Origin of the sequence: Streptomyces finlayi (assembly GCF_014216315.1) — a bacterium.
GTDB classification, from domain to species: domain Bacteria; phylum Actinomycetota; class Actinomycetes; order Streptomycetales; family Streptomycetaceae; genus Streptomyces; species Streptomyces finlayi_A.
The window spans coordinates 530,889-553,271 of sequence record NZ_CP045702.1 but is presented as its reverse complement, the minus strand read 5'-3'; the positions used below and the strand labels follow the sequence as shown (position 1 = coordinate 553,271).

The 22,383-nt window shown below is 70.2% G+C and carries 20 protein-coding genes; 18 read left to right on the top strand and 2 right to left on the bottom strand.

Going from position 1 to position 22,383, the window contains the following annotated elements:
* Nucleotides 1–85 precede the first annotated feature (85 nt).
* Complete coding sequence (galE, locus tag F0344_RS02750; RefSeq protein WP_185297240.1) at nt 86–1,069, bottom strand: UDP-glucose 4-epimerase GalE; 984 nt, start codon at nt 1,067–1,069, stop codon at nt 86–88.
* 285 nt (nt 1,070–1,354) lie between these two features.
* Here galE and F0344_RS02745 point away from each other — a divergent pair, with 285 nt between their 5' ends.
* From F0344_RS02745 to F0344_RS02660, 18 genes are all read left to right on the top strand, one after another.
* Nucleotides 1,355–3,130 (top strand): DUF5941 domain-containing protein, encoded by a 1,776-nt coding sequence (locus F0344_RS02745; RefSeq protein ID WP_258050231.1) that lies wholly within the window; start codon nt 1,355–1,357, stop codon nt 3,128–3,130.
* Nucleotides 3,127–3,864 carry a phosphocholine cytidylyltransferase family protein gene (locus F0344_RS02740; RefSeq protein WP_185297239.1) on the top strand — a complete coding sequence of 246 codons (738 nt, stop codon included), beginning with the start codon at nt 3,127–3,129 and terminating at the stop codon, nt 3,862–3,864. Before F0344_RS02745 ends, F0344_RS02740 begins: the two co-directional genes overlap by 4 nt.
* A complete protein-coding gene (locus F0344_RS02735; RefSeq protein ID WP_185297238.1) occupies nt 3,852–4,913 on the top strand; it encodes an iron-containing alcohol dehydrogenase family protein in 1,062 nt (353 codons plus the stop codon). Before F0344_RS02740 ends, F0344_RS02735 begins: the two co-directional genes overlap by 13 nt.
* A complete protein-coding gene (locus tag F0344_RS02730; protein WP_185297237.1) occupies nt 4,891–5,670 on the top strand; it encodes a CDP-alcohol phosphatidyltransferase family protein in 780 nt (259 codons plus the stop codon). Before F0344_RS02735 ends, F0344_RS02730 begins: the two co-directional genes overlap by 23 nt.
* 20 nt (nt 5,671–5,690) lie before the next feature.
* A complete protein-coding gene (locus F0344_RS02725; RefSeq protein WP_185302477.1) occupies nt 5,691–6,563 on the top strand; it encodes a glycosyltransferase family 2 protein in 873 nt (290 codons plus the stop codon).
* A gap of 106 nt (nt 6,564–6,669) precedes the next feature.
* Complete coding sequence (locus tag F0344_RS02720; protein WP_185297236.1) at nt 6,670–7,599, top strand: ABC transporter permease; 930 nt, start codon at nt 6,670–6,672, stop codon at nt 7,597–7,599.
* Nucleotides 7,592–8,377, top strand: coding sequence for an ABC transporter ATP-binding protein (locus tag F0344_RS02715; RefSeq protein ID WP_185297235.1), 786 nt, complete (start codon nt 7,592–7,594; stop codon nt 8,375–8,377). Before F0344_RS02720 ends, F0344_RS02715 begins: the two co-directional genes overlap by 8 nt.
* A 406-nt stretch (nt 8,378–8,783) precedes the next feature.
* Nucleotides 8,784–9,704 (top strand): squalene synthase HpnC, encoded by a 921-nt coding sequence (gene hpnC / locus F0344_RS02710; RefSeq protein WP_185297234.1) that lies wholly within the window; start codon nt 8,784–8,786, stop codon nt 9,702–9,704.
* Nucleotides 9,705–9,733: 29 nt separating this feature from the next.
* Nucleotides 9,734–10,654 carry a presqualene diphosphate synthase HpnD gene (gene hpnD / locus F0344_RS02705; RefSeq protein WP_185297233.1) on the top strand — a complete coding sequence of 307 codons (921 nt, stop codon included), beginning with the start codon at nt 9,734–9,736 and terminating at the stop codon, nt 10,652–10,654.
* Between the two features lie 124 nt (nt 10,655–10,778).
* A complete protein-coding gene (hpnE, locus tag F0344_RS02700) occupies nt 10,779–12,167 on the top strand; it encodes a hydroxysqualene dehydroxylase HpnE (protein ID WP_185297232.1) in 1,389 nt (462 codons plus the stop codon).
* Nucleotides 12,164–13,267, top strand: coding sequence for a polyprenyl synthetase family protein (locus F0344_RS02695; RefSeq protein WP_185297231.1), 1,104 nt, complete (start codon nt 12,164–12,166; stop codon nt 13,265–13,267). Before hpnE ends, F0344_RS02695 begins: the two co-directional genes overlap by 4 nt.
* 107 nt (nt 13,268–13,374) lie before the next feature.
* On the top strand, nt 13,375–15,375 hold the full coding sequence (gene shc / locus F0344_RS02690; RefSeq protein WP_185297230.1) for a squalene--hopene cyclase: 2,001 nt from the start codon (nt 13,375–13,377) through the stop codon (nt 15,373–15,375).
* Nucleotides 15,375–16,028, top strand: a complete 654-nt coding sequence (locus F0344_RS02685) for a phosphorylase family protein (protein ID WP_185297229.1) — start codon at nt 15,375–15,377, stop codon at nt 16,026–16,028. The genes shc and F0344_RS02685 overlap by 1 nt, the downstream gene beginning before the upstream one ends.
* A 6-nt stretch (nt 16,029–16,034) precedes the next feature.
* Nucleotides 16,035–17,054, top strand: coding sequence for an adenosyl-hopene transferase HpnH (gene hpnH, locus F0344_RS02680; protein WP_185297228.1), 1,020 nt, complete (start codon nt 16,035–16,037; stop codon nt 17,052–17,054).
* Nucleotides 17,055–17,203: 149 nt separating this feature from the next.
* Complete coding sequence (gene dxs, locus F0344_RS02675; RefSeq protein ID WP_185297227.1) at nt 17,204–19,114, top strand: 1-deoxy-D-xylulose-5-phosphate synthase; 1,911 nt, start codon at nt 17,204–17,206, stop codon at nt 19,112–19,114.
* The gene (locus tag F0344_RS02670; RefSeq protein ID WP_185297226.1) at nt 19,111–20,508 is read left to right on the top strand and encodes an aspartate aminotransferase family protein; all 1,398 of its coding nucleotides are present in this window, start codon (nt 19,111–19,113) and stop codon (nt 20,506–20,508) included. The genes dxs and F0344_RS02670 overlap by 4 nt, the downstream gene beginning before the upstream one ends.
* Before the next feature lie 70 nt (nt 20,509–20,578).
* Complete coding sequence (locus F0344_RS02665) at nt 20,579–21,187, top strand: helix-turn-helix domain-containing protein (RefSeq protein WP_185297225.1); 609 nt, start codon at nt 20,579–20,581, stop codon at nt 21,185–21,187.
* Nucleotides 21,188–21,252: 65 nt separating this feature from the next.
* On the top strand, nt 21,253–21,426 hold the full coding sequence (locus tag F0344_RS02660) for a DUF6126 family protein (protein WP_185297224.1): 174 nt from the start codon (nt 21,253–21,255) through the stop codon (nt 21,424–21,426).
* A 13-nt stretch (nt 21,427–21,439) separates the two neighbouring features.
* Here the strand turns inward: F0344_RS02660 and F0344_RS02655 are convergent, their stop codons facing one another.
* Nucleotides 21,440–22,252 (bottom strand): tyrosine-protein phosphatase, encoded by an 813-nt coding sequence (locus F0344_RS02655; RefSeq protein ID WP_185297223.1) that lies wholly within the window; start codon nt 22,250–22,252, stop codon nt 21,440–21,442.
* Nucleotides 22,253–22,383: the final 131 nt, after the last annotated feature.

Below are 22,383 nucleotides of genomic sequence, written 5' to 3'. Positions count from 1 at the left end.
AACACCGTTGTCATATGCTCTGACCTGCGGAAACGCTGCGCAGGTCAGAGCCGTGCGGTGCTTGCGTGAGGGCCGCGTGTACGGATCAGAGGACGCGGGCCTCCGGGTGCCGCAGGCACCAGCCCGCCCAGGCGGACTCGACCATCTCACGCACTCCGCGACGCGCGCTCCACTCCAGCTCCTGCGACATCCGGGCCGCCGAGGCGACGGCCCTGGCCGCGTCCCCGGCCCGGCGCGGCTCGACGACGGGATCGGTGGGACGGCCGGTGACCTCGCCCACCAGATCGGCCAGCTCACGCACCGATACACCTTCGCCCCGGCCCACGTTCACCGTGAGATCCCCCGCTCCCTTCCCCGCGTCCAGCTTCCGGGCGACCGCGAGGTGCGCGTCGGCGAGATCGGAGACATGGATGTAGTCCCGGATACAGGTGCCGTCCGGTGTCGGGTAGTCGTCGCCGAAGATCCGGGGGGCCTCACCGCGCGTGAGGCGGTCGAAGAACATCGGGACGACGTTGAAGACGCCGGTGTCCGCCAGTTCGGGCTCCGCCGCGCCCGCCACGTTGAAGTAGCGCAGGCAGGCGGTCGACAGGGAGTGCGCCCGTCCCGTCGCCCGCACCAGCCACTCCCCGGCGAGTTTTGTCTCACCGTAGGGATTGATGGGCGCGCACGCGGTGTCCTCGGTGATGAGATCCGCGTCGGGGACGCCGTAGACGGCGGCGGACGAGGAGAAGAGGAAGCGCCGCACCCCGGCGGCGACGACGGCTTCGAGCAGCACGGTCAGCCCGGCGACGTTCTCCCGGTAGTAGAGCAGCGGCTGCTCCACCGACTCACCGACCTGCTTCTTCGCCGCGAGATGCACCACACCCGTCACCGCGTGCTCGGCGAGCACCCGGTCGAGCAGCGCGCGGTCCGACGCCGAACCCCGTACCAGCGGAATGTCCGCCGGCAGCCGCTCCGCGATGCCCGTGGAGATGTCGTCGAGCACGACGACCCGCTCCCCGGCCGAGGCCATGGCCTTCGCCACATGGGCCCCGATGTAACCCGCTCCGCCTGTAATCAACCACGTCATGGGCATCAGCCTATGCGCTGTCCCCACCGCGGTTTGTGGGCCGAGGTGTTGATCGACGATGATGATCGCGAACGGCGCCGGATAGTGCCCGACCGTCCCGAACAGGGCTTGAACGGGCGGTGAACTCGGTCTTCCGTTCATCCGATAGCCTCAGCCGACGTGCCGCGGGCCCGCCTCCGGGCCGCACAGTCGCGTGCCGTTCCCGTCAGCGCCAAGGAGTGAGTTCGTCTGTCGACCGCCATCCTCACCGGTGCGCCGGTACCCGGATCGTCGCTCGAGGACGATCTGCGGTCCCTGGGCTTTGACGTACGGGCCGCCAACGACGCCACCCAGGCCGCCGAGCTGCTCGCGGCGGTCCCCGCCGGCGGACGCGTCGCGCTGGTCGACCCCCGGTTCGTGGGTCACGTCCACGCGCTGCGGCTCGGGCTGACCGACCCCCGGTTCGCCGCCGCCACCGTCCCCGGCGCGCTCACCGCGCAGCCCGAGGCCCGGCCGGCCCTCGTGCGTGCCCTGAACAGGACCGTGGCCGCCGTCGGCGCGGGAAGCCCCGTCGGGCCCGTGCCCGCCGACCCGGAAGCCGAGGACCGTACGGTCCCGGGCCGGCTCGCCGTGGCCCTGGAGACCGAGGGCACCCCGGTGCAGCGACCCGAACTCGGTTCGCTCACCGCCGCCGTCCCCACCGGCCCCGAGGCACGCGCCACCGCGCAGCGAGCCGTCGCGGCCGTCGACGACGAGGCGGTACGGCTGCGCAACGCGGTGAAGGCCCACGACGGATTCGTCACCACCTTCTTCATCAGCCCCTACTCCCGCTACATCGCCCGCTGGTGCGCGCGGCGCGGGTTCACCCCGAACCAGGTCACCACGGCCTCGCTGATCACCGCGCTGATCGCGGCCGGCAGCGCGGCGACCGGCACGCGCGGCGGCTATGTCGCCGCCGGAGTGCTCCTCCTCCTCTCCTTCGTCCTGGACTGCACCGACGGGCAGCTCGCCCGCTACTCGCTCCAGTACTCGACGATGGGCGCCTGGCTGGACGCCACCTTCGACCGGGCCAAGGAGTACGCGTACTACGCGGGCCTCGCGCTCGGAGCGGCCCGCGGCGGCGACGACGTATGGGTCCTCGCGCTCGGCGCGATGGTGCTCCAGGCGTGCCGCCATATCGTCGACTTCTCGTTCAACGAGGCCAATCACGACGCGGTCTCCAACACCAGCCCCACGGCGGCACTCTCCGACCGGCTCGACAGCGTCGGCTGGACGGTCTGGCTGCGGCGGATGATAGTGCTGCCGATCGGCGAGCGCTGGGCCATGATCGCCGTGCTCACCGCGGTGACCAGCCCCCGGATCGTCTTCTACGCCCTGCTCGTCGGCTGCTCCCTGGCCGCCTGCTACACCACCGCCGGCCGTCTGCTGCGTTCACTGACCCGCAAGGCGCACCGCACCGACCGGGCCGCCCGGGCGCTCGCCGACCTGGCGGACTCCGGCCCGCTCGCCCGCGCCGTCGCCGCCGTGATTCCGCGTCCGCCCGGTGGCTTCACCGCCCCGCTGGTCGCGCTCACCGGCGCCGCCGCGGTCATCGCGGCTGCCCTCTTCCTGCCGTACGGCAGTTGGCTCAGCGTGGCCGCGGCAGCGCTCTACGCCGTCCTCTCGGGGATCGCCGTGTCGCGGCCTCTCAAGGGCGCGCTCGACTGGCTCGTGCCCCCGGTCTTCAGGGCGGCGGAGTACGTCACGGTGCTCGTGCTCGCGGCCCGCAGCGACGTACCGCACGCCGTTCCCGCAGCCTTCGGGCTGGTCTCGGCCGTCGCCTACCATCACTACGACACGGTGTACCGCATTCGCGGCGGCACCGGCGCGCCGCCCCAGTGGCTGGTGCGGACGATCGGTGGACACGAGGGCCGGACCGTTGTGGTGGCCGTGTTCGCCGCCGTGCTGACGCACACCTCAGGTTTCACCACGGCTCTCACCGCGCTCGCGGTGGCCGTGGCTCTAGTGGTGCTCGTGGAGTCCATCCGTTTCTGGGTGTCCTCCTCGGCCCCCGCCGTACACGACGAAGGAGAACTCGCATGATCGGCCTCGTACTGGCAGCCGGTGCAGGACGACGTCTGCGCCCCTACACGGACACGCTTCCCAAGGCGCTCGTCCCTGTCGACGGTGACACGACGGTCCTCGACCTCACGCTCGCCAACTTCGCCGAGGTCGGCCTCACCGAGGTCGCGATCGTGGTCGGCTACCGCAAGGAAGCCGTCTACGCCCGCAAGGCGGAGTTCGAGGCGAAGTACGGCGTGACGCTCACCCTGATCGACAACGACAAGGCCGAGGAGTGGAACAACGCCTACTCCCTGTGGTGCGCGCGTGAGGTCCTGAAGCAGGGCGTCATCCTCGCCAACGGCGACACCGTGCACCCCGTCTCCGTCGAGAAGACCCTCCTGGACGCCCGCGGCAAGGGCCAGAAGATCATCCTCGCCCTCGACACGGTGAAGAAGCTCGCCGACGAGGAGATGAAGGTCGTCACCGAGGGCGACAAGGGCGTTCAGCGCATCACGAAGCTGATGGACCCGGCCACCGCGACCGGCGAGTACATCGGGGTCACGCTCATCGAGCCCGAGGCGGCCGAAGAGCTCGCCGACGCGCTGAAGACCACGTTCGAGCGCGACCCGGACCTCTACTACGAGGACGGCTACCAGGAGCTCGTCAACCGAGGCTTCACCGTCGACGTGGCGCCCATCGGCGAAGTGACCTGGGTCGAGATCGACAACCACGATGACCTCGCCAGGGGCCGGGAGATCGCGTGCCAGTACTGACCCGGCTCATTCCCTCACCGGTCGTCGTCGACATCAGCAGGGGGGCGATAGGAGACCTCGCCGGTCTCCTCGCCGACCAGCGGATCTCCTCCTCCGGCAAGCTCGCCTTCGCCGTCAGCGACGGCTCGGGACAAAAGCTCCGGGAGAAGCTGTCGCCCCTGCTTCCGGGGGCCGACTGGTACTCGGTGTCGGACGGCACCATCGACTCCGCGGTGAAGCTCGCCGACGGCATCAAGGGCAAGCGGTACGACGCCGTGGTCGGCCTCGGCGGCGGCAAGATCCTCGACGTGACGAAGTACGCCGCGGCCCGGGTCGGCCTGCCGATGGTGGCCGTCGCGACGAACCTCTCGCACGACGGCATCTGCTCCCCGGTGTCCACCCTGGACAACGACAACGGACGCGGCTCCTACGGAGTCCCCACGCCCATCGCCATGGTCATCGACCTCGATGTGATCCGTGCGGCCCCCGCCCGCTTCGTCCGGTCCGGCATCGGTGACGCGATCTCCAACATCTCCGCGATCGCGGACTGGGAACTCTCGCGCCAGGTCACCGGCGAAGCGGTCGACGGACTGGCCGCGGCCATGGCCCGTACCGCGGGCGAAGCCGTCCTGCGCCACCCCGGTGGCGTCGGCGACGACGAGTTCCTCACGGTCCTCGCCGAAGGGCTCGTCCTCTCCGGCATCGCGATGTCGATCAGCGGCGACACCCGCCCCTCGTCCGGCGCCTGCCACGAGATCAGCCACGCCTTCGACCTGCTCTTCCCGAAGCGCGCGGCGAGCCACGGAGAGCAGGTCGGCCTCGGCGCGGCCTTCGCGATGCACCTGCGCGGGGCCGTGGAGGAGTCCGGTCTCTTCGCCGACGTGCTGCGCCGGCACGGGCTGCCTGTCCTGCCGGGCGAGATCGGCTTCAGCGCCGACGAGTTCGTGCAGGCCGTCGAGTACGCCCCGCAGACGCGGCCGGGACGCTTCACGATCCTGGAACACCTCAACCTCTCCACCGACCAGATCAAGGACGCATACGCCGACTATGCAAAAGCCATCGGTAGCTGAGCTCCGACCGGTCGTACACCCCCCGGGTGTGAAGGACCGCCGCAGCGGTGAGCACTGGGCCGGCCGGCTCTACATGCGCGAGGTCTCCCTGCGCATCGACCGGCATCTGGTGAACACCAGGGTCACGCCCAACCAGCTGACGTACGTGATGACCGTCGCGGGCGCGCTCGCCGCCCCGGCGCTGCTCGTCCCGGGCATCACGGGCGCACTTCTCGGTGTGCTGATGGTCCAGCTCTACCTGCTGCTCGACTGCGTCGACGGCGAGGTCGCCCGCTGGAAGAAGCAGTACTCGCTCGCCGGCGTCTACCTCGACCGGGTCGCCGCCTATCTGTGCGACGCGGCGGTCCTGGTCGGCTTCGGTCTGCGTGCCGCCGATCTGTGGGGCGAGGGCCGGATCGACTGGCTGTGGGCCTTCCTCGGCACCCTGGCCGCTCTCGGCGCGATCCTGATCAAGGCCGAGACCGACCTCGTCGGTGTCGCCCGTCACCAGGGCGGGAAGCCGCCGGTGCAGGAGTCGGCCTCCGAGCCGCGCTCCTCCGGCATGGCGCTGGCCCGCAAGGCGGCGGCCGCGCTGAAGTTCCACCGGCTGGTCCTCGGCGTCGAGGCGTCGCTGCTGATCCTGGCCGCGGCGATCGCGGACAGCATCAGGGACGACCTGTTCTTCTCACGCCTGGGCGTCGCCGTCCTGGCCGGGATCGCGCTCCTGCAGACGCTGCTCCACCTCGTGTCCGTGCTGGCGTCCAGCAGGCTGAAGTGAGCACGGGAGCCCGCGCGGACATGAAACTCGGCGCCGTCATCATCACGATGGGGAACCGGCCCGCCGAGCTGCGTGCCCTCCTCGATTCGGTCGCCCGGCAGGACGGCGACCGGATCGAGGTGGTGGTCGTCGGCAACGGAGCCCCCGTGCCGGACGTACCCGCAGGGGTACGCACAGTGGAACTTCCGGCGAACCTTGGGATTCCCGGCGGCCGTAACGTCGGCATCGAAGCCTTCGGCCCGTCCGGCGCCGACGTCGACGCCCTGCTCTTCCTGGACGACGACGGACTCCTCCCGAACACCGACACCGCCGAACTCTGCCGGCAGGCGTTCGCGGCGGACGACAGACTGGGCATCATCACCTTCCGGATCGCAGACCCGGACACCGGAGTCACCCAGCGCCGGCACGTTCCCCGGCTCCGCGCGTCCGATCCGATGCGTTCGTCGCGGGTGACGACCTTCCTCGGCGGCGCCAACGCCGTACGCACCCAGGTTCTCGCCGAGGTCGGCGGGCTGCCGGACGACTTCTTCTACGCGCACGAGGAAACCGATCTCGCCTGGCGGGCACTGAACGCCGGCTGGATGATCGACTACCGCGCGGACATGGTGCTCAACCATCCCACCACCGCTCCTTCACGGCACGCCGTCTACCACCGTATGGTGGCCCGCAACCGGGTCTGGCTGGCCCGCCGCAACCTTCCCGCGCCCCTGGTCCCCGTCTACGTCGGCGTCTGGCTCCTGCTGACCCTGGTCCGCAGGCCGTCCGGTCCCGCACTCAAGGCATGGTTCGGTGGTTTCCGGGAAGGCTGGGCGACGCCCTGCGGACCCCGCCGTCCGATGAAGTGGCGTACGGTGTGGCGGCTGACCAGACTGGGCCGCCCTCCCGTGATCTGAGAAGCTCGCCTCTGAGAGCATGAGGCGAACGTTTTCTTTCCGGGACCTGTCCGCCTGAGCCGCGCCCGCGACTGGCTGCGCATCTTGAAGACGAGAGTTTCAACTTGTGAGTGACACAACCCATGACGGCTCGGTCGCGCTGAGCGCCCAGCCGTCCGCCGACGAGGGCCTCAGAGCGGCCCAGGTGGCCGACAAGTACGGCCTGACGGTGAGCGGCGCCCGGCCGGGGCTGACCCAGTACATCCGGCAGCTCTGGGGCCGGCGCCACTTCATCATGGCGTTCTCCAGAGCGAAGCTGACGGCTCAGTACAGCCAGGCCAAGCTCGGCCAGCTGTGGCAGGTGGCGACACCGCTCCTGAACGCCGCGGTCTACTACCTGATCTTCGGGGTGATCCTGGGGACCAGCAGGGGGATGAGCCAGGAGGTCTACATCCCGTTCCTGGTGACCGGCGTCTTCGTGTTCACCTTCACGCAGAGCTCGGTCATGGCGGGAGTCCGGTCCATCTCCGGCAACCTCGGACTGGTCCGGGCGCTGCACTTCCCGCGCGCCTCCCTGCCCATCTCCTTCTCGCTCCAGCAGCTCCAGCAGCTGATGTTCTCGATGATCGTGCTGATCGCCGTGGCCGTGGGCTTCGGCAGTTATCCGTCGCTCTCCTGGCTGCTGGTCCTTCCAGCCCTGTTCCTCCAGTTCTTCTTCAACACGGGTCTGGCACTCGCCATGGCCAGACTGGGCAGCAAGACGCCCGACCTGGCCCAGCTGATGCCCTTCGTGATGCGGACGTGGATGTACGCGTCCGGTGTCATGTTCTCCATCCCGGTCATGCTCGCGGACAAGCCGCAGTGGATCGCCGACGTGCTCCAGTACAACCCGGCGGCCATCTACATGGACCTGGTGCGCTTCGCGCTCATCGACGGCTACGGCTCGGAGAACCTGCCGCAGCACGTCTGGGCCGTCGGGCTCGCCTGGGCGCTCTTCGTGGGCGTCGCGGGCTTCGTGTACTTCTGGAAGGCAGAGGAACGGTACGGCCGTGGCTGAGGACAAGATCCAGGAGAAGATCCCCACCGTCATCGCCGACGACGTGCACATCGTGTACCGCGTCAACGGTGCGTCCGGGGGCAAGGGCAGCGCCACCGCGGCGCTGAGCCGGATAGTGCGCCGCGGCAAGGGCGAGTCGCGCGGCGTCCGTACGGTCCACGCCGTACGGGGTGTCACCTTCACCGCGTACCGGGGAGAGGCCATCGGCCTCATCGGAACCAACGGCTCCGGCAAGTCGACGCTGCTCCGTGCCATCGCCGGACTCCTCCCGACGGAGCACGGCAAGGTCTACACCGACGGTCAGCCCTCGCTGCTCGGCGTCAACGCGGCGCTGATGAGCGATCTGACCGGCGAGCGCAATGTCGTCCTCGGTGGCCTGGCGATGGGGATGAGCCGCGAGGAGATCCGCTCGCGCTACGACGAGATCGTCGAATTCTCCGGGATCAACGAGAAGGGCGACTTCATCACGCTGCCGATGCGGACGTACTCCTCCGGTATGGCCGCCCGGCTGCGCTTCTCGATCGCCGCCGCCAAGAACCACGACGTCCTCATGATCGACGAGGCGTTGGCGACCGGTGACCGCAAGTTCCGCATCCGCTCCGAGGAGCGCATCCGTGAACTCCGCAAGGAAGCGGGCACCGTCTTCCTCGTCAGCCACAACAACAAGTCGATCAGGGACACCTGCGACCGTGTGCTGTGGCTGGAGAAGGGTGAACTCCTGATGGACGGGCCCACCGAAGAGGTACTGAAGGCGTACGAGCGGGAGACCAGCAAGTAGCGCCCGCCGTTTCTGTGGCCTCCGCCCGAGCAGCTCGGGCGGAGGCCACAGCGGTGTGCGCGGCCGGTGCGCGCAACCGCGTCTCGTCTCCTCCCGCCGGATGACGTCAAGTCCTCTGGTGCAGGGGAGGGTTGGCTGAAACAGCAGCCTTGTTGTAACGCGCCGAACACCCCGCCGGGACGGTGTGAGCTGTACAACGTAAGCTGTACCGGTGCTGATTCGTGGCAAGTGGGGCGATACGGCCCAGGGTGAGCGGCCCTGCTGGTCCCCTGCACCGGACAGAGTGAGCGGCGTGTCCGAAAAGGGTTGTTTTGGGTCAGCAGTGTAGAACGGGAGATGTGACGGCAATGACGGTGAATCTCCAGCTCCGACGTGGTCTCGCCGTCCCCGCGCCGGGCGGTACGCGGTGACGCGCACTTATCGGGCACGCCCCGACGCGGCGGCGGCCGGCACGCTCGGCAAGGCCGCGGACGAGAACTTCCCCGTGGCTCCGTTCTTCCTGCCCCGGGCCTGGCGCGACGACCTCATGGCCGTCTACGGATTCGCCCGTCTCGTCGACGACATCGGTGACGGCGACCTCGCCCCCGGCGGCGCGGACGCCCGACACCTGGGCCTGGACCCGGCGCAGACCGACGACCGCCTCGCCATGATCGACGCCTTCGAGGCCGACCTGCACCGGGTCTTCGCCACCACCGGCGACGGCCCGCACCACCCCCTGCTGCGCGCACTGCGCCCCACCGTGCGGCGCCGCGCGCTCACCCCCGAGCCGTTCCTCGGGCTCGTCGAGGCCAACCGGCAGGACCAGAAGATCCGTCGCTACGGGACGTACGGGGAACTCCTCGCCTACTGCGAGCTCTCCGCCAACCCCGTCGGCCGGCTGGTCCTCCAGATCACCGGCACCGCCAGCCCCGAACGCGTCCGCCGCTCCGACGCCGTCTGCACCGCCCTGCAGATCGTCGAGCACCTCCAGGACGTCGCCGAGGACCTCGGACGCGACCGGATCTATCTCCCGGCCGAGGACATGGCCCGCTTCCACGTCGGCGAATCCGACCTGGCCGCACCGTCCGGCAACGCATCGGTGCGCAGCCTCGTCGCGTACGAGGCCGAACGCGCCCGTGACCTGTTGGATGAGGGCACCCCACTCGTGGGTAGCGTCCACGGCAGACTCAGGCTGCTGCTCGCCGGATTCGTCGCCGGGGGGCGCGCCGCGCTCACCGCTGTCGGGGCCGCCGGCTTCGACGTACTGCCCGGACCGCCCAAGCCCACCACGCCCAGCTTGCTGCGCGAAGTGGGAGTTGTCTTGCGAAGAGCGCGTAGAGAGGGGTGAGCCGGACCGTGGAGGGACAGACGACGTACATGTCGCCACCGGTACAGGCCGCATACAGTTACTGCGAGGCCGTCACCGGACAGCAGGCCCGCAACTTCGCGTACGGCATCAGACTGCTGCCGAACGAGAAGCGCCAGGCCATGTCGGCGCTGTACGCCTTCTCCCGTCGGGTCGACGACATCGGCGACGGTGAGCTGGCCCCGGAGATCAAGCGGACCCGGCTGGAGAGCACCCGGGAACTGCTCGACCGCATCAGGAACGGCGCCGTCGAGGAGGACGACACCGACCCGGTCGCCGTCGCGCTCGCCGACGCGGCCCGGCGCTTCCCCCTGCCGCTCGGCGGGCTCGACGAGCTCATCGACGGCGTGCTGATGGATGTGCGCGGCGCGACGTACGAGACCTGGGACGACCTCACGACGTACTGCCGGTGCGTCGCAGGTGCCATCGGGCGGCTGAGCCTGGGCGTCTTCGGTACGGCACCGGGCACCCCCGACGCGGGCCGTGCCGCCGAGTACGCCGACACGCTCGGCCTCGCGCTCCAGCTCACCAACATCCTGCGCGACGTCCGTGAGGACGCCGCCAACGGCCGGACGTATCTGCCCGCCGAGGACCTGGACAAGTTCGGCTGCTCCGCCGGATTCCACCGGGCCACCCCGCCGCCCGGTTCCGACTTCGCCGGTCTGGTGCACTTCGAAGTGCGGCGCGCCCGCGCCCTGTTCGCGGAGGGCTACCGGCTGCTGCCCATGCTCGACCGCCGCAGTGGCGCCTGCGTGGCCGCGATGGCCGGGATCTACCGCCGCCTCCTGGATCGGATCGAGCGCGACCCGGAGGCCGTGCTGCGCGGCCGGGTCTCGCTGCCGGGACACGAGAAGGCGTACGTGGCGGTGCGCGGCCTGTCCGGTCTCGACGCGCGCCACGTCTCACGCCTCACGACGAGGGGACGGGCCTGATGCCTTCCGACGGACGCACCCACCGGTGCGGCGGCAATCCGGAACCTCGGGCAACCCTCCAGTGGCCTGACGCGTCCCTGACTGCGACGATCTGGGTGGCGGAGAACCGGCGAGAGGGGGACGCGTGAGCGACCGGAGCACGCACTCCTCCCGCACGGTGGTGGTCGGTGGCGGCCTCGCCGGGATCACCACGGCCCTGCGTCTCGCGGACGGCGGAGTCGACGTGACACTCCTCGAAGGACGGCCCCGGCTCGGCGGCCTCGCCTTCTCCTTCCGCCGCGGAGAGCTCAGCGTCGACAACGGCCAGCACGTCTACCTGCGCTGCTGCACGGGCTACCGCTGGTTCCTCGACCGGATCGACGGTGCCCGTCTCGCCCCGCTCCAGGACCGCCTCGATGTTCCCGTGCTCGACGTCGGAAGGGCCGCGGGCCCCCGCCTCGGCAGGCTGCGCCGTACCGGCCTGCCCGTACCCCTGCATCTGGCGGCGGGGCTCGCCGCCTACCCGCACCTCTCGATCGCCGAGAAGGCGAGCGTCGGTCGCGCCGCACTCGCACTCGGCCGTCTCGACCCGGCGGACCCGGCACTCGACGGGATCGACTTCGGTACCTGGCTCGGCCGCCACGGTCAGTCACCCCGCACCATCGAGGCGCTGTGGGACCTCGTCGGCGTGGCCACGCTCAACGCCACCGCCGCGAACGCCTCCATGGCGCTGGCCGCCATGGTCTTCAAGACGGGGCTGCTGTCCGAGCCCGGCGCGGCCGACATCGGCTGGGCGGCCGTGCCGCTCGGCGAGCTCCACGACACCCTCGCACGCAAGGCGCTCGACGCCGCCGGAGTGCGGACGGAGCTGCGTACCCGGGTCGAGTCCCTGGCCCGGACCCAGGACGGCCGCTGGGCCGTGGAGACGGGCAGCGAGCGGATCGAGGCGGAGAACGTCGTCCTCGCCGTGCCCCAGGGCGAGACCCACGGCCTGCTGCCCGAAGGCGCGCTGCACGATCCGGACCGGCTGCTGGACATCGGCACCGCGCCCATTTTGAACGTGCACGTCGTCTACGACCGCAAGGTGCTGCGCAGGCCGTTCTTCGCCGCACTCGGCTCGCCGGTCCAGTGGGTCTTCGACCGCACCGAGTCCTCCGGGCTGCGGGGTGCCGGTCAGTATCTCGCGGTGTCCCAGTCGGCGGCCCAGGACGAGATCGACCTCCCCGTCGCCGAACTTCGCCGGCGCTATCTGCCCGAGCTGGAACGGCTTCTTCCGGCCGCTCGCGGGGCAGGTATCCGCGACTTCTTCGTTACCCGGGAGCGCACCGCGACGTTCGCTCCCACCCCCGGTGTCGGCCGGCTCAGGCCGGGCACCCGGACCCGCGCTCCCGGTCTCCATCTGGCCGGAGCATGGACCGCAACCGGCTGGCCCGCGACGATGGAGGGCGCGGTGCGCAGCGGAATCAGCGCCGCGGACGCCGCCCTCGGCGCTCTCGGCCGCTCCCATGAACATCCGCTGCAGGAGGCGGAATGAGCAGTACCACCGGAACAAGAGGAGAGTCAGTGACCCCGGCGAATCCGGCTATCGACACCGTGGCACACACCGCGGACGTCACCGCGCTTCTGGAGCGCGGACGGGCCATGTCAGCGCCGGTGCTGCGGGCTGCCGTGGACCGGCTCGCGCCGCCCATGGACACCGTCGCCGCCTATCACTTCGGCTGGATCGACGCCCAGGGCCGCCCCGCCGACGGCGACGGCGGCAAGGCGGTGCGCCCCGCGCTCGCCCTGCTGTCCGCCGAGGTGGCGGGTGCGTCGGCCGAGACCGGTCTGCCCGGCGCCGTGGCGGTCGAACTCGTGCACAACTTCTCGCTGCTGCACGACGACCTGATGGACGGTGACGAGCAGCGCCGCCACCGGGACACCGTATGGAAGGTGCACGGCCCGGCCCAGGCGATCCTGGTCGGCGACGCGCTGTTCGCGCTCGCCAACGAGATCCTGCTGGAGCTCGGCACCGTCGAGGCGGGCCGGGCGGCCCGCCGGCTGACCACCGCCACCCGGAAGCTGATCGACGGTCAGGCCCAGGACATCTCCTACGAGCACCGCGAGCGGGTCACCGTCGAGGAGTGCCTGGAGATGGAGGGCAACAAGACGGGCGCCCTGCTCGCCTGCGCCGTCTCCATCGGTGCGGTCCTGGGCGGCGCCGACGACCGCACCGCCGACACCCTGGAGGCGTACGGCTACCACCTCGGTCTCGCCTTCCAGGCCGTCGACGACCTGCTCGGCATCTGGGGCGACCCGGAGGCCACCGGCAAGCAGACCTGGAGCGATCTGCGCCAGCGCAAGAAGTCCCTGCCGGTCGTCGCCGCGCTCGCCGCGGGCGGCCCGGCCTCCGAGCGCCTGGGCGAACTGCTCGCCGCCGACGCGAAGAGCACCGACTTCGAGAGCTTCTCCGAAGAGGAGTTCGCCGCCCGTGCGGCGCTCATCGAGGAGGCGGGCGGCCGTGAGTGGACCGCCGAGGAAGCCCGTCGGCAGCACGCGGTCGCCATCCAGGCTCTGCACGGTGTCGACATGCCTGAACAGGTGCGGGCGCAGCTCACGGCGCTCGCCGACTTCGTCGTCGTACGAAAGAGATGATGACCATCCGCTCCATATGACTCGCAGTCGCCGGCCGGCACCCGTCACGGGTGCCGGCCGACGGAGACCCCAGCACAGCAGAGGACCAACTGCACGAAGGGGAAGCCATGACAGCGACGACCGACGGAAGCACCGGAGCCGCGAACCTCCGCGCAGCCTCGGCCAGCCATCCGACCGACACAACCATCGCCGCGGACGACGTACTCACCGCCGCGCGGCGGGCCGCGGAACGCTCGGTGGAGCATCTCCTCGGCAGGCAGGACGAGCAGGGCTGGTGGAAGGGTGACCTCGCCACCAATGTGACCATGGACGCCGAGGACCTGCTGCTGCGGCAGTTCCTCGGGATCCAGGACCCCGCCACGATCGAGGCCACCGCCCGCTTCATCCGGGGCGAACAGCTCGGCGACGGAACCTGGGCGACCTTCTACGAGGGACCCGGCGACCTGTCCGCCACCATCGAAGCGTACGTGGCACTGCGGCTGGCCGGAGACCGGCCGGACGACCCGCACATGGCCAGGGCGGCCGGCTGGGTCCGGGAACAGGGAGGCATCGCTGGTGCGAGGGTCTTCACCCGCATCTGGCTCGCCCTCTTCGGCTGGTGGAAGTGGGACGATCTGCCGGAGCTGCCACCGGAGTTGATGTTCTTCCCCAAGTGGGTACCGCTCAACATCTACGACTTCGGCTGCTGGGCCCGGCAGACCATCGTGCCGCTCACCATCGTATCGGCCAAGCGGCCGGTGCGGCCCGCCCCCTTCGCCCTGGACGAGCTGCACACCGACCCCAGCAGCCCGAACCCGCCCAAGCCCGCTGCTCCGAGGGCGAGTTGGGACGGGATCTTCCAGCAGCTCGACAAGGTGATGCACCTGTACCACAAGGTCGCCCCGCGCAAGCTGCGGCGCGTCGCCATGAACGCGGCGGCCCGGTGGATCATCGAACGCCAGGAGAACGACGGCTGCTGGGGCGGCATCCAGCCGCCCGCCGTGTACTCGGTGATCGCGCTGCACCTGCTCGGATACGACCTCGACCACCCGGTCATGCGGGCCGGACTCGCCTCGCTCGACCGGTTCAGCGTCTGGCGCGAGGACGGCGCGCGCATGATCGAGGCGTGCCAGTCCCCCGTCTGGGACACCTGCCTCGCGACCATCGCGCTCGCCGACGCCGGGCTCAGCCCCGACCATCCCGCCCTGGTCAAGGCCGCCGACTGGATGCTCGGCGAGGAGATCGTCCGGCCCGGCGACTGGTCGGTACGCAAGCCCGAACTAGCCCCGGGTGGATGGGCGTTCGAGTTCCACAACGACAACTACCCGGACATCGACGACACTGCCGAGGTCGTCCTCGCGCTGCGCCGGGTCCGCCACCCCGACGCCGCGCGCATCGAAGCCGCCATCGAGCGGGGCGTGCGCTGGAATCTGGGCATGCAGTCCCGCAACGGGGCCTGGGGTGCCTTCGACGCGGACAACACCAGCCCGTTCCCCAACCGGCTGCCGTTCTGCGACTTCGGTGAGGTCATCGACCCGCCGTCGGCCGACGTCACCGGGCACGTCGTGGAGATGCTGGCGGTCGAAGGCAGGGCCCACCATCCGGGCACCCGGCGGGGAATCGAGTGGCTGCTCGCCGAACAGGAGGCGGGTGGGGCGTGGTTCGGGCGCTGGGGCGTCAACTACATCTACGGAACCGGGTCCGTGGTGCCCGCGCTGATCGCCGCCGGGATCCCCGCCTCGCACCCCTCGGTCCGCCGGGCCGTGAGCTGGCTGGAGTCCGTCCAGAACGACGACGGCGGATGGGGCGAGGATCTGCGCTCCTACCAGGAGGAGAAGTGGATCGGGCACGGCCCGTCCACCGCCTCTCAGACGGCCTGGGCACTCCTCGCGCTCCTCGCCGCCGGAGAGCGTGACGGCAGAGCGGTGGAGCGGGGCGTGACCTGGCTGGCGGCGACCCAGCAGGCGGACGGTTCCTGGGACGAGCCCTACTTCACCGGGACCGGGTTCCCGTGGGACTTCTCCATCAACTATCACCTCTACCGGCAGGTCTTCCCGCTCACCGCGCTCGGCAGATACGTGTACGGCGACCCGTTCGCCGACCGTGCCCCCGTCCGCAAGGGGGCCTGATGGGCCATACGAAGGAGCCGGCGGGCCCCACGCACCCGCTCCTGATCGCCTGCGCGCTCTCCATCGAGCACCTCGCCCTGCGCAGCGGCAGGGGCGGCGGGGCCTGTGGCCCCGTGACGGTGATCAGGACCGGGATGGGCCCCAGGGCGGCCGAGGCGGCCGTGGGGCGCGCGCTGGGCCGGGAACGGGACGCCGGGGCCGCGGTCATCGCCGCGGGCTTCTGTGCCGGCCTGGCACCCGGTATGCATCCCGGTGACCTGGTGGTGGCCGAGGAGACCCGGGACGCCGGTGGCAGCACGGTCTGTGCCGGTACGGACGTCCTCGTCGACGCCCTGGCCAGGTCGCTGCCCGGCCGCACCGTCCACACCGGCCCGCTGACCGGGTCCGACCATGTCGTACGCGGACCCGAGCGGGCCGAGTTGAGGTCCACCGGAGCCATCGCGGTGGACATGGAGTCCGCCGCCACGCTGCGTACCGCCCGGCGCGAAGGTCCGCGTCCGGTTGCGGCCGTACGGGTGGTCGTGGACGCTCCGGAGCACGAGCTCGTCCGCATCGGCACGGTTCGCGGTGGAATATCGGCCTTCCGTGTTCTTCGTGCTGTCCTGCCGGCTTTCCATGAATGGCACCGATCTTTGCTGCTCCCCAGGAGGTGAGCCCAGATGGCCATGCCGCTCCGTCAGTCCATCAAGGTTGCGACGTATCTCATCGAACAAAAGCTCCGCAAACGGGACAAGTTCCCGCTGATCGTCGAGCTGGAGCCCCTGTTCGCCTGCAATCTGGCGTGCGAGGGCTGCGGAAAGATCCAGCATCCGGCCGGCGTGCTCAAACAGCGCATGCCGGTGGCCCAGGCCGTCGGCGCAGTGCTCGAATCCGGCGCACCGATGGTGTCCATCGCCGGCGGCGAGCCTCTGATGCACCCTCAGATCGATGAGATCGTGCGGCAGTTGGTGGCGAAGAAGAAGTACGTCTTCCTCTGCACCAACGCGATGCTGATGCGCAAGAAGCTCGACAAGTTCACCCCCTCACCGTACTTCGCCTTCGCCGTGCACATCGACGGACTGCGCGAGCGGCATGACGAGTCCGTTGCCAAGGAAGGCGTCTTCGACGAGGCGGTGGCGGCCATGAAGGAAGCGAAGCGCCGCGGCTTCCGGGTCACCACCAACTCGACCTTCTTCAACACCGACACCCCGCAGACCATCATCGAGGTCCTCAACTACCTCAATGACGACCTCAAGGTCGACGAGATGATGATCTCGCCCGCCTACGCCTACGAGAAGGCCCCCGACCAGGAGCACTTCCTCGGGGTCGAACAGACCCGGGAGCTGTTCAAGAAGGCGTTCGCGGGCGGCAACCGGGCCCGCTGGCGCCTCAACCACTCGCCGCTCTTCCTGGACTTCCTGGAGGGCAAGGCCGACTTCCCGTGCACGGCGTGGGCGATCCCGAACTACTCGCTCTTCGGCTGGCAGCGCCCCTGCTATCTGATGAGCGACGGGTACGTGCCGACGTACCGGGAACTCGTCGACGAGACCGACTGGGACAAGTACGGACGGGGCAAGGACCCGCGCTGCGCCAACTGCATGGCGCACTGCGGTTACGAGCCCACTGCCGTCCTCGCCACCATGGGATCGCTGAAGGAGTCCCTGCGCGCCGCACGGGAGACCATCGGCGGCAACAGGTGACGCCTTGACCCCTGGAGAACCAGTCGCACTGGATCTCCTCGCGCCGGCGGCACGCCCGCTCGTGAGGCGCCGCCCCTCGCGGCGCTTCCGGGCCGGGCCGGCGGCGGCCCGACCATGAGCTGAAAACCGGACCAGAGAGGGGCCCGAGCGTGACGCTTCTGGAAACCATCAAGGGGCCACAGGATCTCAAGGCACTGAGCGGACCCGAACTCGACGAACTCGCCGCCGAGATCAGGGCGTTCCTGGTCGGCGCGGTGTCCAGGACTGGTGGCCACCTCGGACCCAACCTCGGAGTGGTGGAGCTCACCGTCGCCCTGCACCGGGTCTTCGACTCACCGGTGGACCGCATCCTGTGGGACACCGGGCACCAGAGTTACGTGCACAAGCTCCTCACCGGGCGCCAGGACTTCGCCAAGCTGCGCGGAAAAGGCGGTCTGTCCGGCTACCCGTCCCGCGAGGAGTCCGAGCACGACGTCATCGAGAACTCCCACGCCTCCACCGTCCTCGGCTGGGCCGACGGTCTGGCCAAGGCCAACGAGGTGCTGGGGCGGCCTCACCATGTCGTCGCGGTCATCGGCGACGGCGCACTCACCGGCGGAATGGCCTGGGAGGCGCTGAACAACATCGCGGCCGCCGGGGACCGCCCGCTGATCATCGTGGTGAACGACAACGAGCGCTCGTACGCCCCGACCATCGGCGGGATGGCGGACCACCTCGCCACCCTCCGTACGACCGACGGCTACGAGCGCTTCCTGGCCTGGGGCAAGGAGTTCCTCCAGCAGACCCCCGTCATCGGGCCACCGCTCTACGGTTCACTGCACGGCGCCAAGAAGGGGTTCAAGGACACCTTCGCCCCGCAGGGCATGTTCGAGGACCTGGGCCTGAAGTACGTCGGCCCGGTCGACGGACACGACACCGCCGCCGTCGAGTCCGCGCTGCGGCGCGCGAAGCGTTTCCACGGGCCGGTGCTCGTGCACTGCATCACCGAGAAGGGGCGGGGCTACCCGCCCGCGCTCTGTGACGACACCGACCGCTTCCACACCGTCGGCGTGATGGACCCGCTCACCTGCGAACCGCTCGTCGTCCCCGCCGGCCCTTCCTGGACCTCCGTCTTCGGTGACGAGATCGCGGCGATCGGGGCCGAGCGGCCCGATGTCGTCGCCATCACCGCGGCCATGCTGCACCCCGTCGGACTCACCAGGTTCGCCGAGGCCTTCCCCGGCCGCGTCTGGGACGTGGGGATCGCCGAGCAGCACGCGGCCGTCTCGGCTGCGGGCCTGGCCACCGGCGGGCTCCACCCGGTCGTCGCCGTCTACGCGACCTTCCTCAACCGGGCCTTCGACCAGCTGCTGATGGACGTCGCCCTGCACCGGTGCGGTGTGACCTTCGTCCTCGACCGGGCAGGAGTCACCGGGACCGACGGCCCCTCCCACAACGGCATGTGGGACATGTCGGTGCTCCAGGTGGTCCCAGGGCTGCGGATCGCCGCCCCGCGCGACGCCGGCCAGCTCCGCGCGCAACTGCGCGAAGCCGTCGACGTGGACGACGCACCGACCGTGCTGAGGTTTCCCAAGGAGCGCGTGGGCGAGCCGGTCCCGGCCATCGGGAGGATCGGCGGCATGGACGTCCTGCACCGCGCCGAGGCCCCCGAGGTCCTGCTCGTCGCGGTCGGTGCGCTCGCCCAGGTCTGTCTCCGGACCGCCGACCTGCTCGCCGGAGCCGGCATCCGCTGCACGGTGGTCGACCCGCGCTGGGTGAAGCCGGTGGACGAGCGGCTCGCACCGCTCGCCGCGGGCCACCGGTTGGTGGCCGTGGTGGAGGACAACAGCCGCAGCGGCGGCGTCGGCTGGGCCGTCGGGCTGGCGATGCGCGACGCCGGGATCGACGTACCGCTGCGGACGTTCGGCATTCCGGAGCAGTTCCTCGCCCATGCCGAACGTGGCGAGGTGCTCGCCGACATCGGGCTCACCCCGGTGGAGATCGCCGGACAGATCAGTGCCTTCTTCGCCGCACGGCCGGCGAAGGCGCGGCGGCCGGCACCGAAGGAGAGCGGGGTATGAAGGACGACGCGCCCGAGGGCTTCGATCTGACCCGGCTCCTCGCCGAACGCGGCGGCGAGCGCTACGAGCTGCACACCAGGCACCTCAACCACCAGCTGCCGCGGATGCTCCGCACCATCGGCTTCGACAAGGTCTACGAACGGGCCGAGGGCGCGTACTTCTGGGACGCGGAAGGCAACGACTACCTCGACATGCTCGCCGGATTCGGGGTGATGGGGCTCGGCAGGCACCACCCCGTCGTGCGCAAGGCGCTGCACGACGTCCTGGACGCCTCACTGGCCGACCTCACCCGCTTCGACTGCCAGCCACTGCCCGGTCTGCTCGCCGAGAAGCTGCTCGCCCACAGCCCGCATCTGGACCGGGTGTTCTTCGGCAACAGCGGTACGGAGGCCGTCGAGACGGCCCTCAAGTTCGCCCGGTACGCCACCGGGAAGCCCAGGGTCCTGTACTGCACGCACGCGTTCCACGGTCTGACCACCGGTTCCCTCTCGGTCAACGGGGAGGCGGGCTTCCGGGACGGCTTCGCCCCGCTGCTGCCGGACACCGCGATCGGGCTCGGGGATCTGGACGCACTGCGGCGCGAACTGAAGCGCGGCGACGTGGCAGGGCTCGTCGTCGAGCCCGTCCAGGGCAAGGGCGTGCACGCCTCACCCCCCGGCTTCCTGCGCGCCGCACAGGAGCTGCTGCACCGGCACAAGGCGCTGCTCATCGTGGACGAGGTGCAGACGGGCCTCGGCAGGACCGGGGACTTCTACGCGTACCAGCACGAGGAAGGCGTCGAACCCGACCTCGTCTGTGTCGCCAAGGCGCTCTCCGGCGGCTATGTGCCCGTCGGGGCGACCCTCGGCAAGGACTGGATCTTCAAGCGGGTCTACTCCTCCATGGACCGCGTGCTCGTCCACTCGGCGAGCTTCGGCTCCAACGCACAGGCCATGGCGGCCGGGCTCGCCGTCCTCGCGGTGATGGAGGACGAGGAGACGGTGGCGAACGCCCGTCGCACGGGCGATGCGCTCCGTGAGCGGCTGGCCGCGCTCGTCGGCCGCTACGAGCTGCTGCACGAGGTGCGCGGACGCGGACTGATGATCGGCATCGAGTTCGGACGGCCGTCCTCACTGAAACTGCGCAGCCGCTGGACCATGCTGCAGGCGGCCCGCAAGGGACTCTTCGCGCAGATGGTCGTGGTGCCCCTGCTGCAGAAGCACCGGATCCTCACCCAGGTGTCCGGAGACCACCTCGAAGTGATCAAGCTGATCCCGCCGCTGGTCATCGGTGAGCCGGAGGTGGAGCGGTTCGTGAGCGCCTTCACGGCGGTGATGGACGACGCGCACAGCGGGGGCGGGCTGATGTGGGACTTCGGCAGAACCCTGGTGAAGCAGGCCGTCGCCCACCGTTGATCGAAGAGCCCGGGTTTGCCTCGGAGGCAAAATGTTTGCCTCCGAGGAAAATTCCTGGCCCAATGGAGGCATGAATCCTCCTGACGGAGGGGCGGCCGGCGAACTCCCCGGGGTCGCTCCGCGCCTGCGCGACCTGCGCCGCGGCCGTGGCCTCACCCTGGAGACCGCCGCCCAGCGGGCCGGGCTCTCGCCCGCCCATCTCTCCCGGCTCGAAACCGGCCGCAGGCAGCCCTCGCTGCCCATGCTGCTGGGACTCGCCCGCGTCTACGGTACGACGGTTTCCGAGCTCCTCGGCGAGGCGCCGGCCCAACGTGACGCGATCGTCCGCGGCGGCCCGTTCACCGGCGCCGAGGCGGACGGCTGGATGTACCGCCGGGCCGGTGGCTCCGGCCGGGCCATGCAGGCGCTCCGCGTCCAGGTGCCGTACGGCACACAGGGCGATCTGGTGCGCGTCCACCCCGGCGAGGAATGGCTGTACGTCCTGGAAGGGCGGCTGCGGGTCGTCCTCGGCGAATCCGAGCACGACCTGGAAGCCGGTGACAGCGCGCACTTCGATTCGCTGACCCCGCACCGGATCGCCGCCGCCGACCGCGGCGGCGCCGAGCTGCTCTTCCTCCATACCCTGCTGCAGAGCCCGGTCGCCGAGCTCTGCCTGGGCAGCGGACCACACCACCGCTGATCACCGGCGCCAACGGCTGACTCCGAGGCCGGACGGCTGACCCCGACACCAGAAAGAGGACTGTCATGTCCGATTCAGAGCACTACGATCCGCTCAGCCCGAGGTCCCGGAAGGGCTACGAGACACAGGAGAGGAAGTTCCCGCGTGGCGTGGTGATCAGGCTGGTCGCCTATCTGGTCGCCGGACACGTCTTCGCGGCCTTCCTCTACCTGCTGTTCGAGGTGGCGGGCAAGCGCTGACGCCGCGGAGTGGTCAGGCCTCCTCGGTGAGGCGCTCCCGCAGCAGGTCACGCGTCTCCGGGGAGAGCTTCAGCCCCTCGCCGAGGTAACGCTCGGTGCCGCCCCAGGTCTCCTCGATGGTGCTGAAGGCCGCCGCCAGATACTCGGCACGTGCACCGAAGAGCGGGTTCAGAAGCTCCATGACCTCGTCGGACATCCCGGTCGCCGAGGTGTCGCTGCGCTTCACCTTGTACCGGCGGTGGGCGTCGTTCGACATCAGGTAGTCCGCCTCGATGGCCTCGCGCTCCACACCGACGGCGAGCAGCGACACCGCTATGGAGAGTCCCGCCCGGTCCTTGCCCGCGGCGCAGTGCATCAGGGCGGGGACACTGTCCTCGGCCAGGGCGTGCAGGATCCGGCTGTGCTCGCCCGTGCGGTCCCTGATGATCGAGCGGTACGAGGCGATCATGCGGTCCGCCCCCTTGCCGTCCGCCAGGATCGAGCGCAGCTGCTCGATGTTGCCGTCCCGGACCAGGCGCCAGAACTCGGCGCCGTCGGCCGGGTCGGACAGCGGGATGCTGACGTTGCGCACGCCTGCCAGCTCCACGTCGTGGCCGTCGAGCTTGCGGTCGGCGGCGTTGCGGAAGTCGAAGATCGTGTGCAGCCCGAGTCCGTTGAGGAACGCCGCGTCCTGCTCGGTGGCGTGCGCCAGGTGACCACTGCGGTAGAGCCGCCCGAACCGCACCCGGCGGCCGTCCGCGGTCGGCAGGCCCCCGACGTCACGGAAGTTGCGGACACCGGTCAGCTCAGTGTGCGACGGCGGGACCTGCGGCAGCTGCTGCGTCACGGTGGCTCCTGAAGTGTCTGGCGTCGGCGCTGCTCGCCGACGAGGGCACGGATGTGACGATACGACATTGGTTCCTCAGGCAATCATCTTGCCGCGAGGTCGTCGTTGCACGCGGCACCTCTGCCGGCGCG